Genomic DNA, 13,826 nt, shown 5'->3' with positions numbered 1-13,826 from the left:
ATGAGGGAACGATGCCGCGGACGTCGAAAGGGCCACGCCTTGTCTGGCGCGACGAAAGCCGGAAAAAGGACGAAACGCTCCGGAACAGGGCCGGATGGTTCATCCGCGACGGGTCGACCTTCATCAGCGCTGGCGGCGGCGAAAAAAGCCGTCCAGGGACTGAAAACGAAAAAGCGCTTGCGGCCTACATCGCCGACAAGTTCCAGCCAGCGCGCGAGTGCGGACGCGGTTCTGACGATGTCCTGATCGCCGATGTCATCAATGTCTATCTGACCGACGTTGCGCCAAACCATGCCGCGCCAGAAGAGACGGCGGCTCGGCTGGACAAGATCCTCGATTTCTTCGGCGAAAAGACGCTCTCCGTCATCAATGGCAAACTCTGCCGTGACTACGCCGCGTCCAGGCCAACTGAAGCCGCCGCGCGCCGTCAACTCGAGGATCTTCGCGCCGCCATCAACTATTACCGGGATGAGGGTTATACGACAGCCGCTCCGACGATTCGCCTGCCGCGCAAGCCTGAACCGCGCGAGCGATGGCTGACGCGCAGTGAAGCGGCGGCCCTCATCTGGGCCGCGTGGCGCATGAAACAGACATGGAAAGGCCAGGAGAGTGGCCGCCGCACCGGACGCCACCTTGCTCGCTTCATGCTCGTTGCGCTCTACACCGGGACGCGTTCGGCCGCTGTCTGCGGTGCCGCCATCCGTCCAACCGAAGGGTATGCTTATATGGATCTCGAGCGTGGCATCTTTTATCGCCGCGCCGGTGGCGCCAAGAAGACCAAAAAGCGCCAGCCTCCCGCGCGCCTGACGCCCCGGCTGCTGGCGCATTTGCGCCGCTGGGCCCGCACCGATCTCGACATCAAGACGAAGGGGCGGGGCAAGAGCGCCAACATCGGCCGCAAGATATCGCAGGATTTCGTCGTCGAGTGGAACGGAAGGCCGGTCCAATCGATCAAAAGGAGCTTTAGGAAGGTACGCAAAGCCGCCGGCCTCGGCCCCGACGTCACGCCCCATACCCTGCGCCACACCGCCGCGACCTGGCTGATGCAGGCTGGTACCGACATGTGGCAGGCGGCAGGCTTTCTCGGCATGACCGTGGAAGTCTTGATCGACACTTATGGCCACCACCATCCCGATTTCCAGGCAGACGCGGCCGAGAAGATCGCGAAGAGGCACGTCGCCGGCAAGGCTCCGAAAACCGTCCTAAGGCTGGGCGAAAACAAAGCTCGATCGCCGCATCCCCACAGTTTCCCCACAGAATAAAGAAAACGAAAGCGAACAAAATCAGGCAAACGTGACGAAAGAGCCCGGAAATCCGGACTTTTTCTCGCTATCCACATCGTTCGGGACGATGGGGTCGCAGGTTCAAATCCTGCCACTCCGCTGGGTCGCTCACAAAACATTCGAAGGAATGGGGAGCGTGCCCATGAGGGGAGCCTTAGGAACGATTCCTTGACTAATGATCGCCGCTGGTAAAGGACTTCGTTCCCAGTGGTTCGGCAGAGACGCTGTCGTGCCTTCCGCTCCCCGTGCATCACGAGATCGTTCCCGGGGACGAGCCGCAAAACAGATGCCGAAGCGCCACCGTCGCCTCGGCGTGCGATTTGTTCAACCTTGTCAGCGCGGACCGGGACCGGCTCCTTGGCGCCGAGTCCGCCTCCGTCTCGGCGCTGAGACTGTTCGAGCAGCTTCCCCGCCATCCAATCGTCAAGGTGGCCTCCGCCATGAAGCTGATCGATACGAGCAAGCGGACTGCAACACGCGCGATCGAAGCGCTGGCCGAAGTCGGCGTCCTCGTGGAAACGACGGGAAAGACACGCGATCGCAGATTTGCCTATCGCGCCTATATGGAGCGTCTGCGGGCGGGAACGGATTTGAACAGCAGCGGATGAAGAGCTGAAGAGGCAGCGCCGACCGATCTCGTATCAGCCGTTCTGAAGCTCAGCGAGTTCGATCGTGACTCGTTGCACGGCGAGTTCAGGTCTCTTTGGCCTGGACCCCACCATTGAGACAATTCCCGCCCGCTCAAGGGCAGCCAAGGAGCGGGATACGTTCGGCTGCGGGCGCGATGCCAGCCGGCACAGTTCCGTGATGCTTTGCGGACGGTGCCGATGAATCAGCGCCACCAGCCGACAATTCTCGGGAGTCAACGCCCGCAGGATCTCTTCCGGCGAATACAACTGAGCCATTGGTTCAAGGACCGCCAGATGCTCCGCCTTCTGAACTGCCGCCGCCATCATCATCGTGCGTGTTTTCCTCGGTAAGGGTTCTTTCCAAGGAAACGATAGCCTCGACGAAAGACGGAAGTGCCTCTTTAACCCTTTCGAGGTTTTCGCGCACCCTATCTGTTTTCAGGTCAAAACCGTACCGAAGCCGCACCAGGTGACGAAAGCCCTTCAACTCACTCAGGGACTGATAAAGCTCGGGATCGAGCACAGCTGGGCGGATGCCTGCAATTGCCGCCGACATCTGATCGAGCACGTCCTGGTGCGCCGTAGGACCTTGGGGAACCAGGCCGTCTATATCGTTGGCCAAGCTGAGCAGGATGTCCTCGATGCCGTTGTAGACATTGTGAATTCCCAGCGAAACAGCCGCCACCGCTCCCCATTCGCCGAGGAACATCTCACTCCCATGAGCCAACAGATATTCCTCGATCTGCTGCAGTTCCTTCGCAGCGCGGTCGATTTTTGGCGTCAGTTTTGCAAATGCCGGATGCTTAAACGCAGTCATGGAGCAATTCCTGCACTCGTTCGGCCGGTATGTCTGAGGCAAAAATCAGATCGTACGGAATGTTCGTTCCCCGAAGTTGGTCTGCGACCAAGCGCTCGACCATGGCCCGACGTACAGGATCAGTGCTTCCGTGAATCAGCAGATCTACGTCCGAGTGGACGCGGAAACTACTTCTCGCGAGAGATCCGACAAGGGAGATATCGACACCGAGGGCTTTGGCGTTTCGGAGAATGCGCGCTACACAAGCCTGCGCGGTCTTACGGCGATCGTTAGCCCTTCGATGGATCAAAGTGTCGATCTTGTTCATCTTTTCGCCCGTGGCCTTTTGGTCCAAACGTGCCCTCAGGTGGATTGTCACAACTCCGCAAGCGTTCGGCATCCATCATATATATCAATTAATGATATATATTCAAGCGATTTGCCGGGTGAGGGGCATCCTTCCGACCGGAACTTAGCGCATGTCTCTTTTTTCGTCGGCAATGGAACGTCATGGCTGTGGGAACGTGTCGCCGCTTTGATTGTTGTGATCGAAGCTTGCATCGCATTCAACAAGTCTTTCAAGGTCCGCCTACGCCTCGCCGCTTTGGTCACTCCTTTTCCTTGCACATGTGGAAAACGGACACCCTTTATCCGCTCCCGATTGTTTGGCCGGGGGGAAGAGAATTGCCGGCGACCAAAATCCTGTGGGGTCAGGTCCTGACCGTCATTCTGATAGTGCTCGTCACCACCTGGTGCGGATGCATCCGATCGAGGGCATCATCGACAGGCAGGTGCCTCACCTTCGCGGCGGCCAGAATAGCTGACGAGCCGCACCAGCGCTCCCAAGTGCCCTTGGCGCTTCAATACTCGCAGATATGGACGGTGAGGTAAATTTCCGAACGACAGGCCAACGACATCCTTGCCGCTGCTGAGTACGGTGGCTGAACAGTGTGCGGGCTCTCGTGAATACCCGCCCGATGCTGAACTCTGTCCACGGAGAGGAACATCATGATGAAGAAAACGCATTATATAGTAGTCAGCCTCGCTCTCGCCGGCGGTATAGCGCTAGGTGCCGTTGAGGCCAGCGCTGAGCAATACGCGAGATCGCAGCTCGGCACCCCACTGACCACTGACGAGCTCTTCCAACTTTATCAGGGCCGCTCATGGATCTGGAAAGACGGAGCAGGCCACTTTTCACCACGGCAGCGTCGGTTTACCGCCACGACTGGCAACGGGACTTCTTATGGTGAGGGACTTTGGTTTCTTACTGATCCCGGAAAGCTCTGCTTCCGAGCTACGTGGACTTCGAAGGATGGTAGTACTCCGGGGCTTTCATGCTTCAGCCATCGCAAGCAGGGCGCGAACGTCTACCAAAAAAGCAAGAAGGGGAAGTGGTACCTCTTCAAACATGCCCAACTGAAAAAACAAGACGAATACGCAAAGGTTCGGCGCGGCGACTACGTCGCCAACCGTTTGGAAAAGGCCAAGGCTCGGCTGGCCAACCGGTGATCGGCCAGCCACTTGCCGCTGGTTCCGCACCAACATTTTTCCTGGAGAGATAAAGCATGGCGTCGTTAGGCGACGAGGGCGGCAGGCGCGCTCAGATCGATGGGCTTCGCGTTCTTGCCATGGTCGGCGTGCTCTATGTGCACTATTGGAGCGAACGCCCAACTTTGGAGTTCGTGAGAGTATCCTTGTTCTTTGTGGTTAGCGGCTTCCTGATCAGCCATATCTTGCTTTCCTCTAAAGAATCTCTATCCAAAACTAGCATCATTAACTTTTATATTCGTCGGTCTCTCAGGCTGCTTCCGTCGCTATTTTTAGTTTTGCTCATCGCGGTTTTGTTCAATATGGACGGCATACGATCGAGCATTAAATGGCACGTGCTCCAAGGATCGAATCTCTATTTTATGAACACAGACGGATGGAAACCATGGATTGTAGCTCATCTATGGAGTCTTAACGTCGTTGAGCAATTCTACCTATTTTCACCTATAATCATAATGTTCTTCAGCAGAAGATCGATATTCGTAATTTATGCGGGCGTCTTTGCTATCTCTATTGTTCTCCGCGTTCATTGTGTGGATCTAGGAATCAGTCCCTGGGCAAAAAACGTCCTCTTTGTGTTCGATCCTTTAGCCGCAGGAGCCATTCTGGCGTTGGTAAAAGAGAACAGGGACGTACAAGCCGTCATAACAAGCAGACTAAGCAATTTGGTTTCAATTGCGATCATATTTTCGCCATTTGTTGTTGGACATAAATTTGGCCACTCAGAAAGCTACAGGATATTAAGCATATATGCGTTATCATCCGTCGTTCTGAGTGCTTACGTCGGATATGGTGGGGTCGTTGCGCTTGTGTTGGCCAACCCAGTTGCGCGTTTCCTTAGTCGCATTAGTTACACAACCTACATCTATCATATGGCAATCTGGTGGCTTATTGCAGAAAACTGGCCAACACTTTACCACAAGGGTCCGATTACCTTCTTTGTCATGAGCACTTGCACAATCATTGTCGCTACCTTGTCGTGGCATCTGGTCGAAAAGCATTTCGACGCCCTTAAGGTTTTTTTTCCGGTGGCGAAAACGCTCAATAACCCTGCGGGGCATACAGTATCGGATCGGCCTCGGAATTTCCCCGTGAAAAGTCAGACGGCAAGTCAAAACGACGGCTTTATTTCTTACGCGCGATCCGGTTGGTGAGGTCGGTAACGGTGCGGCGCAGACGCCGATTTCCTCCGCATTCCATGACGCCTATGCGCCCGACGTTTTCATCGAGGGGACACTGTTTGCCGCCAGCGGCAGCTTCATCGCGATCGCAGTTGCGATTTGGATGTCAGTGTGGCGGGCGCGGGAGGCAAAAAACTCCGCCACCTATCGGTCGGCGCGCTGGGCGACGCGCGACGAAATCAAAGCCGAAGGCATGGTCGGTCCCGACGGCGTCGTGCTCGGCATTTTTGCGGAGGTGACGCACCTCCACTGGCACGTCTTTCGTTACACAGCCTTGGCACATCTTTGCCCTGAGCCGATCGACGAAGTCGGTTCGGCCAGCAAAGTGGACATGCATTTTGCGTCTGTTGATCGACGTGCCGGGATGCCGATATGGGTTCTGGGGGCGGCCGATGGCTAAAGCGATGTCTCGCTGACTACAACGATGTGTGCGCGCGCTGTGTGACCGCCACCCGGCAACGTAACCGTCGCCATGTCGAATTACCTTGGATCTCAGCCGTCCGTCTGGGCCGGAGACATGTCAACAGTGCGAGCGGGGATCGCGTCAATAGCCGCTAGCTTATCTGCGCACAAATCTGCTGCGCCGGGAGCGTCCTTTTTCATGCCGGCAAGCTTGGTCCAGCCTCCATCCGTGATGAAGCTATCGCGCTGGTAGGATGAAGTTTCCTTCAGTTTGGCCAGAGTCTGGCTCGCATCGGGTGCGCTGACAAACTTTTCGACACAGAGATTTGCGACCAGTTCGGCCCGTGCGTCTCGAGCGGAGTTTTTCGCCATCTCCATCGCGCTCCCGCCGGTTGTCCAGCCACCGGCTGTGAAGCCGACGATCATGGTCAATACTGCGGCGCCGGCCACCGACCAGAACCAGAGTGTCTTGGACGGCCGATAGTTCTCCCAGCGTTGCGACATGGTTTGATTGTCTGCCATTGTTTTCCCCTTTCAGTTACACGCCTCGTTTAGCAAATCGAAAAAAGCGGCTCAGATTTGCTGCTCATTTGCGCAATCGACAAGCGCGATCGACGCGTGACTTGGGGCTTGTTGCCGAGCCTGTGTAAGCCACGCCTGGCGATAGTCCTGCGACATTCCTCTCATTGCTGTTCGTGCGGCCGCAGTGATTTCGTACGCGCCGCAGCGAGCGCACTGGAACTCGACCTTTCGCGGCATGATGTCTCCTGCGAGCGCAGTTCCGCTGCATACTGGACAAATCGACGGGTAATACTTCCTGGTCTCCTCGGCCGGTAGCAGATTCATCACGTAATCATCCTCGAAAATTCGACTGTTGAACGGGGCTCCTTGCATACAAGTTGCGGCCTCGCTCATTGACTGATTTGACAGCGCTGAAATTGAGCAATCGCACAAAACGGTTCCGTTTCAGTTCGGCATACAACAGCATTCCCCTCTGGTTACTCGTGGCGGCTGCAAACCGATCAACCCCTTATCCTGGGCCGCAAGTTCCTCCGGCTTGCGACTTCGATCTGCTTTGCTTCCTTTTCAAGTCGCTCGGGCGCGGCGGGGCCCATCAGCGCGTAAGCTGTGCCTCCGGCCTGCCAATAGACGGTCGGAACGCGACCGTCCGTCGCTGAAGTTGGAGGAACAGCGTCTTCGCCATTCATCGGTGCTGCTACCAGTGTGATCCGGCCAAGGCTCGGAGTTTCGGCTGTCACGACAAGGCTCTGCTTTCCGTTCCAAGGCTGCACCTGAACATCCGTCACGTGCCAGGCTGATGGAAGTTCGGGAAGGCTGATGTTGATGGCGCCGACCAATCGCTCGATCTTGTCCTGCTTGGGCTCACTCCCATTGGCAGGGTCGGCATTCAGCTGTGCCACACGCAACGCATCACGCGCAGCAAGGATGAAGTTCTCATCCGCCATTTGTCCGCTCTGGCGAGACGGTTCGGTCAGCGAGTTTGCTGACCAACCCAATGCAATGAGCAAGACGGCCGCCATTTGCAATCTGAGCGCGGCAAATACCCTCCGCCGTCGAAACGCACCTTCCAGCTGCTTTGCTCTGTCCAAACTCGCGCGAGGCGGAAACAGCCGCCGGGGTTGAACAGAGCGCAGGGCCTCCATGCGTTGCGCCTCAGCAAACACTTCGGCAGCCAGTGATGGTTGTAGCGCCAGGCGAGCCTGAACGTCAGATCTCTGGGAGGGCGACAGCTCACCGTCAATGAAGCGGCTGATCTCGTCGTCGGAAATGCTTCTATCTGGCGACATGACGGCCTCCGACTACTTTCAGATGAGGCGACTGGTTATTCACATTTTCCATGCTGCTTTTGAGGGCAGCTCGTGCTCGGCTCAGCCGGGACATGACGGTTCCTGTCGGTACACCGAGCACCTCGGCGGCATCGGAATAGGTGAAGCCCAAAACACCAACCAGATGGAGAACTTCAGCCTGTTCGGTCGGCAATCCGGCCAGCGCCTTTCTCACATTGGAAAGCTCTACGCTGTGCTCCTGCGATGGCAGCAACAACGGGTCAGACAGCTCCGCATAGCACTCGAGGCGACGCATTTCAGCGTTGGCGCGGGTGACACCCGTCAGAAACGTATTGCGCACAATGGTGATGAGCCAAGGAAGTAACGGGCTGGAAGTGTCATAGGTATGGGCCAGGGCGAGGGCGCGCGCAAGCGCCTCTTGAACCAAGTCATCAGCGTCTGAATCGTTGCGCGTGAGCACTCGACCATAGCGCCAGAGATCCTCCAAATGTGGAGTGACGTCGAAACTCGCCTTCATATCCTATATACTGAGACGGTCCTGAAACTATTCCAACCCACTTGGCTTTTTCTCGGGAAGCTCTGTATCCAAAAGTCGCCGACAGACGTCGATCTCATTGATCCTGCTCGGCAACGTGCAGATCCGGACAACTTACGTGAACATGTTCGTGACACCCAGCATCGAGACCCTGGCCTCCGGGGCCCCCTCATTTCGGCAGAGTGGCAAAAGATGGCGGGGTCCGCGCAGATGGCAGCGGGTTAAAAAAAGACCCGAGGTGCCGGCGAAAACGCTTGAGATTCATCGCCGCGCGCAGTTTTGCGGGCGCCCAAGAAACGCCGACCGCAACAAGTCGGTGCGGCGAGGATTCGGGTAGCTCGCTCGTGAGTTGAAGGAACAAGTCAGTGTCGACATTTCGTCAGCGGCGACGAGGCTACCGACCCGTGCGCGCAAAGATGGTGGCTTCTCCCCGTCATAAGCCAGAAGCACTCGAACGAACGAACGGATCCGGCTGAGCGAGCTCGAAGCCTTTTGGCGCCATCAAAAGCAGGACGACCGCAATCGCTAGCAATACGATCGTGATAGCGGTTCCGGCGAGCTCTCTCATGTCTTTCCAATTCATTGGGGATCACTAACATCCTCGACACCTGCCTGCTTTTGCATGCAGGCATAGCTGTCGTTTTGTAGGGTCGTCACTAAATGTCGCGTGCCGCAGCTCAAAACGCCCTTTGGATGGCTGCCAACCTCAGACACAGCAAATTCGCGAGCACCGGCATAGCCGAGGCGGCCAAGACGAATTCGCCCTTCATACGCCACCTACTGAGCTCGACCGGAAATAATTCCAAACTAATTGGCCATTCCCGATGCTATTGCGCTGACAGGTGCCGCTTTATCACCGAGCTCGCGCTCGCCCAGCAGGAGCGCGAGCATTCTCTGTAGTCAAGGCACTGTCGCATGTCAGCCGCTCGCGCCAATTCGCTCAAACGCTGGTATGCGGCGCCCAGAATTGCCTCGCATGAGTTGGCCTCATCGAGATTTCAGGGCTCACGAGGCGCGGCGCGATTGTTTGGTACCCTGCCTGGAGCCGCCAATACAGGGTTTGCCATTGGCCGTTGGCAACGCGGGTTCTTCTTCTTAGGCAAGCTATTTGCAGGTTCCGCTCGCCTTCAAGGCAGCGGTAAGTCCAATTAGGGAATAGACATACTGGGTTTGCGTACCTCGCCAGGACGTGGCGGACAGTTTCATTCTGCTGCCGGCCCGCATGGCGTTGACTGTGAAACCTGTGCGTTCAATAGCTTGGCTCTGACCGATGTACCCCTAGCAGCAGGCCACTTCGAGACTAGGCCCGTCACCGACAATAGCAAGTTTATTGCGACGCGCTCGTGCACCGGCCCTGAGCTGTTTCCTTAGGGCCGCAACTGAGGCCAATGAAGTCGCGACCGCCAAGACCGGCGCGACCCAGGGCCGTTTTCGGGAAAGGCCCTCCCCACATTAGACAGGGCCAATATTCCGCCCAGCCTTGCCCTGCCGGCTTTGGCGCCTTTTGCTTTGTCGCACTTTCTTTCGACGACCGGTGGCCACTTCGCCGGAAAGTGCTCTAGCCGAGACTGTCGGCAATTCACGACCCCCCCGGTTTTTCAAGAGGTATTGGTACGCACAGCATCGAACCCAGCAGCGACGCCCCATGTTCTATTGGCTGTCGCTTTCGCGCCAGGCCTTCAACAGCGACCGCGCCTTCACGAGTTCTGTCGTGTCGGGCAGGCCGTCGAACAGCCGGCATGCCTGATCGAGCAGAGTGTCAGCCTCGGTGCCTCGCCCCATTTGCCGATAAAACGTTGCGAGGTCGACCGCGGCGCGCAGCTCCATGGACTTGGCTTGCTGCTTGCGCGCCACCTCCAGTGCCGCGCGAAGGACCTGCTCACCCAGATCCCGCACGGGTGGATCGCGCCTGAGGTAGGTCTGCGCCTTCAGCCGATAGAGCTCGACTTCCGAGTAATGCTCTTCGTTCGCAGCTACAATCGACAGGCCCTCCTCGGCGGCAGCATAGGCCTCATCCAATCGGCCATACTGAAGATGAATCTCCGCAAGCGCTCCGAGGAAAGTCGGCAACATTGTGCCGCCTCCCGTGCCCTTGAGGGCGGCCATGGCTTTCTCCCATTGAGACGGACCATCCCTTCGCGAACCGGCAACGGTTTCGGCCCAGGCTCCGAAGACCTCTCCGAAGGCGCTCCAGAACGGAAGATCTTGATTGGCCAGTTTCTCCCGCATCATGTGCACGGCTTGCAGCGCCCCAGAACCGTCTAAACGCATGTAGTGCAAGAGACAGCTCCAGGCCAAGGCGTATCCGTTCGAGGTGACGTGCTCGAACCTCTCGGCCAGGTTGAGCCCATCGTTTATCGATCTGATTGCTTCATCTTCTTGCCCCAAATTCCATAGACAGATGGCGTTGTTGATAAGGGCCTGCACACAAGGATCCTCGGATATCTCGAGCTTGAGGGGGGCATGCGCCTCGGTGTCATAGATTCTGATGCACTCGCTGAGATTGCGAGAGCCGTCCGTCCAGTCCCCCTGCCACGACTGCGTCGTGCCGAGGGCAGAGAGCGCCACGACAGAGAGGCTGTTATCCGCATGACGACGGGCGAGCTCCATCATTTCGCCCGCTGTGCCCCGGGCGCCGTCGTAGCGCCCACGAACAACGTCGTAGTTCCAAAGCCCGTAGAGCACGGACATCAAACGATACGGATTGCCGATTTCCGCCGCCAAATCCCGTCCGTGCCGATAGGCGGCACCGGTTGCAGGATGGGAGTAGCCGCGGACTGCGGAGAGCGCACTTCCCAGCCCGATCTGCAGCGGCAGCTCTGCGCGCGCCTGCTCCGCCTGCGGCAACCCCGCGATCTCCGAGATGGCGGCGCTGAAGTGGCTGATCGCCTCCGTATTGGTCGATTGCTGTAGCGCTCGGTTGCCCGCCTTGCCCCACCAGGCGATCGCCGGTTCGCGCTGACCCGACTTTGCATAGTGCTGGGCGACGAGCTCCGGTGCCTGCACCAGAACATCGGGAGCGTTGGCGATCAGCCAGTCCGCGATGTCGGCATGGATGCGACTGCGTTGGCTCTTGAGCAGGCTCTCATAGGCGGCATCGCGCACCAGCGCGTGCTTGAAGACATAGCTTGCCTTGGGCGCTGACCCGCGCGCAAACACAAGCTCCGCAGAGACGAGCAGCTTGAGCGCCTCGCGCAAGTCGGGCTCCGCCAGCTTCGAGACCACGGCAAGCAATGGATACTGGAACTCGCGACCAATGCAGGCCGCGACCTGTGCGACCTCCTTGACCTTGGGGTCGCGGTCGAGGCGCGCCATGAGCGAGTCGTGCAGTGTGGCCGGCACGGCGACGTCGGTCAGTGGCCGGTCGAGCACCAAATCGCTTCCAACCGCCCGCAGGATGCCCGACTCCAGTATCGTCTTCGTCAATTCCTCGACGAACAGCGGCATGCCATCGGTCCGAGAGGCGATGAGCCCCACGACCTCGGAGGGAAGCGACCGGCCGTGGGTCATCCCATGGGCGATGGCGCGAACCTGATCTCGCCCCAGCCGGTTGAGGCTGAGCCGGGTCACGATCGGATGACCGCCGAAGCGGTGCTCGAAGGTGGGACGCGCCGTTAGCAGCATGAGAACGGATGACTTTGCCCCTCGATCAAGGCAAAGGTCGAGCAGCTCGAGCGAGGTCGGGTCGATCCAGTGGGCGTCCTCGAACACGAACAGGACCGGACGGCGCTTGGACAAGTCGATGTGTTGGGCGACAAGCACTTCGAGCGTGCGGGCGCGTTGTTGCGCCGATGACAGGTCGAGCTTGCCGTAGCGCTGCTCACTTTCGATGCCGAGAAGGGGCGCAATCAAGGCCGCGGCCTCGCCCACATTCTCGGTACCGACGGCAAGGAGTTGCTCGAGCTTGTCGAGCGCGATGTCCGAAGGATCATCTGGAGCCAACTTCGCGACGCGGATCAATCTCTGAATGACGGGGTAGAGCGCGCTGTCAACATGATGGGGCGAACATTGGTAAAGAAGGAGAAAGTGCGTCTTATCCGCGATTGCATCGATGGCGGCTCGGGTCAGCCTAGACTTGCCGATTCCGGCCTCGCCCACGAGCAGGACCATCTGTCCTTCGCCGGCTTCGGCCATGTGCCAGCGATCGAGCAGCAAGCTCAACTCGTGCTCGCGGCCGAACATCGGTCCGAGGCCACCAAGCTGCCGAGCCTCGAACCGGCTTTCGGAGGTCCCCTCGCCAAGGACGCTGAAGGCGCGGAGCTTTCCGTCGAACCCCTTCAACTCCAGTTCACCCAGATCATCCAATCGGAAGACATGGGCAATGAGCCGCCGGGTTTCCGATGCGATGACCACTTGATTGGGTGCGGCGACACTCTGCAGGCGCGCGGCAAGGTTGGGTGTCTCGCCGACCACCGAGCGCTCCGCTGCCGGGCCCGAACCGATCATGTCGCCGACAACGACCAGGCCCGATGCGATGCCGATCCGAACCGCGAGTGCCTCCTTGTCGGGGGTCGCGAGTTTTCCCACGGCTGCAACAATGGCCAGAGCTGTCCTGACAGCGCGCTCGGCATCGTCTTCGTGGGCCTTGGGATAACCGAAATACGCGAGCACGCCATCGCCGACGAACTTGGCGAGGTGGCCTTCCAACCGCGCGATCTCGCCGGCTACCGCATTCTGATAGCCCAGCAAAAGTTCGCGCATAAGCTCAGGATCGAGCCGGTTCGCCAGTCGCGTTGAGCCTACAAGGTCGCAGAATAGCACGGTCAGCCGTCGACGCTCGGCCTCGCTCGCGCCACTGGAAGGGGTGGCAGCGGCATGTGCTGTTTCGGCCTGTCCCGCGTCGGACACTTGGATCTGCGCGATAGCATCCAAAAGCCTACGACGATGTCCTATGGGCGTGATGCCGAGCTCACGAATATCCTCGCTGGTCAGCTTCGGCAGGAGCTCGAAAGTGATCTCATTCTCGGTGAACGCATCGGCGTACTGAGCCAAGCCAATACTCGCAAGCCATTTGAGAACGTTGGACATCACGCGAACGCCGACAGTCGCATTAGCAATCGGGCCCAGCTCGGACTTGAACTCGGCCCGTCATCGTATACGCATTCACAGTGTCAACCCGGCATCCACCCGATGACCGGCTTATTGAGGTGAGAGTGTCGCCATTGGCGGGCATTGGCAAGTCCGGACCGTCGCGACCCGTCGCCAATCGGGGCTGCCTTGCAACAAAAGTCGGTGACGCCAGCGCTTTCCGCGCCAGGGATGTCGATTTCGTCTTCATCAAGACGCACCTCTCCTGTGGTTTTCGCTGATACGCATGACGACCGCGCCGTTCATGCCGGCGCTGGATCGGGCGGCGGCCGCAGTTCCGCGATCAGTCGCAGGATCTCGGCGAACAGCATCCTTGGCACTGCGACCTCGGCCATCTGGAAGGCGACGTAGCGGCCGTGGCTGACCAACCTGGCGCCGATCTTGACCAGCTGCTCCCTGAGGCTGGTGAGCGACTAGTCTTTGCTCGGCTCGGGCGTTGCCATCGTGCGCAGGAAGTTGCCGAGATTGTAGGCGAGCGCGTGAAGTTGAAGCCGCACGGCATTGGCAGCGAACGTCCGGCCCGACAACCGCGTCCACTTGATCGCGCCCTTGCCTC

At 58.5% G+C, this 13,826-nt stretch carries 12 protein-coding genes and 2 pseudogenes; 5 read left to right on the top strand and 9 right to left on the bottom strand.

Annotated features, from left to right (window positions below; all coding sequences use genetic code 11):
* Window positions 1-11 precede the first annotated feature (11 nt).
* Window positions 12-1,262 carry a tyrosine-type recombinase/integrase gene (locus AC0NID_RS30985; protein ID WP_473456475.1) on the top strand — a complete coding sequence of 417 codons (1,251 nt, stop codon included), beginning with the start codon at window positions 12-14 and terminating at the stop codon, window positions 1,260-1,262.
* Window positions 1,263-1,723: 461 nt separating this feature from the next.
* Window positions 1,724-1,891: a hypothetical protein gene (locus AC0NID_RS30980; RefSeq protein ID WP_473456474.1), complete on the top strand. Its 168-nt coding sequence runs from the start codon at window positions 1,724-1,726 to the stop codon at window positions 1,889-1,891.
* A 33-nt stretch (window positions 1,892-1,924) separates the two neighbouring features.
* On the opposite strand, the gene AC0NID_RS30975 is transcribed toward AC0NID_RS30980, so the two are convergent.
* The 3 genes from AC0NID_RS30975 to AC0NID_RS30965 are packed head-to-tail and all read right to left on the bottom strand — an operon-like array spanning window position 1,925 to window position 3,036.
* Window positions 1,925-2,242: an HVO_A0114 family putative DNA-binding protein gene (locus AC0NID_RS30975; protein WP_473456473.1), complete on the bottom strand. Its 318-nt coding sequence runs from the start codon at window positions 2,240-2,242 to the stop codon at window positions 1,925-1,927.
* Window positions 2,193-2,729, bottom strand: a complete 537-nt coding sequence (locus tag AC0NID_RS30970; protein WP_473456471.1) for a ribonuclease toxin HepT-like protein — start codon at window positions 2,727-2,729, stop codon at window positions 2,193-2,195. Before AC0NID_RS30970 ends, AC0NID_RS30975 begins: the two co-directional genes overlap by 50 nt.
* Window positions 2,716-3,036, bottom strand: coding sequence for a nucleotidyltransferase domain-containing protein (locus tag AC0NID_RS30965; RefSeq protein WP_473456470.1), 321 nt, complete (start codon window positions 3,034-3,036; stop codon window positions 2,716-2,718). The genes AC0NID_RS30970 and AC0NID_RS30965 overlap by 14 nt, the downstream gene beginning before the upstream one ends.
* A gap of 683 nt (window positions 3,037-3,719) precedes the next feature.
* On the opposite strand from AC0NID_RS30965, the gene AC0NID_RS30960 reads away from it, so the two are divergent.
* The 3 genes and pseudogenes from AC0NID_RS30960 to AC0NID_RS30950 all read left to right on the top strand — a co-directional run.
* Window positions 3,720-4,217, top strand: coding sequence for a DUF995 domain-containing protein (locus tag AC0NID_RS30960; protein ID WP_473456488.1), 498 nt, complete (start codon window positions 3,720-3,722; stop codon window positions 4,215-4,217).
* A gap of 56 nt (window positions 4,218-4,273) precedes the next feature.
* Entirely contained in the window at window positions 4,274-5,410 is a 1,137-nt protein-coding gene (locus AC0NID_RS30955; RefSeq protein ID WP_473456469.1) for an acyltransferase family protein, read from the top strand.
* Between the two features lie 40 nt (window positions 5,411-5,450).
* Window positions 5,451-5,666, top strand: a pseudogene (locus tag AC0NID_RS30950) (conjugal transfer protein TraG); the annotation flags it as partial.
* 263 nt (window positions 5,667-5,929) lie between these two features.
* On the opposite strand, the gene AC0NID_RS30945 reads toward AC0NID_RS30950, so the two are convergent.
* The 6 genes and pseudogenes from AC0NID_RS30945 to AC0NID_RS30920 form a co-directional block, all read right to left on the bottom strand.
* Window positions 5,930-6,361: a hypothetical protein gene (locus AC0NID_RS30945; protein ID WP_473456468.1), complete on the bottom strand. Its 432-nt coding sequence runs from the start codon at window positions 6,359-6,361 to the stop codon at window positions 5,930-5,932.
* A 500-nt stretch (window positions 6,362-6,861) separates the two neighbouring features.
* Window positions 6,862-7,647, bottom strand: a complete 786-nt coding sequence (locus AC0NID_RS30940; RefSeq protein WP_473456467.1) for an anti-sigma factor family protein — start codon at window positions 7,645-7,647, stop codon at window positions 6,862-6,864.
* Entirely contained in the window at window positions 7,634-8,164 is a 531-nt protein-coding gene (locus AC0NID_RS30935; RefSeq protein WP_473456465.1) for a sigma-70 family RNA polymerase sigma factor, read from the bottom strand. Before AC0NID_RS30935 ends, AC0NID_RS30940 begins: the two co-directional genes overlap by 14 nt.
* 1,122 nt (window positions 8,165-9,286) lie before the next feature.
* Window positions 9,287-9,388: an invasion associated locus B family protein gene (locus AC0NID_RS30930; RefSeq protein WP_474033372.1), complete on the bottom strand. Its 102-nt coding sequence runs from the start codon at window positions 9,386-9,388 to the stop codon at window positions 9,287-9,289.
* A 444-nt stretch (window positions 9,389-9,832) separates the two neighbouring features.
* Entirely contained in the window at window positions 9,833-13,210 is a 3,378-nt protein-coding gene (locus AC0NID_RS30925) for an adenylate/guanylate cyclase domain-containing protein (RefSeq protein ID WP_473456463.1), read from the bottom strand.
* A 302-nt stretch (window positions 13,211-13,512) separates the two neighbouring features.
* Window positions 13,513-13,824 (bottom strand): annotated as a pseudogene (locus AC0NID_RS30920) (transposase); the annotation flags it as partial.
* Window positions 13,825-13,826 lie beyond the last annotated feature (2 nt).

Source organism: Mesorhizobium sp. WSM4821 (assembly GCF_055901555.1).
This window is presented reverse-complemented; position numbering and strand designations above follow the sequence as displayed.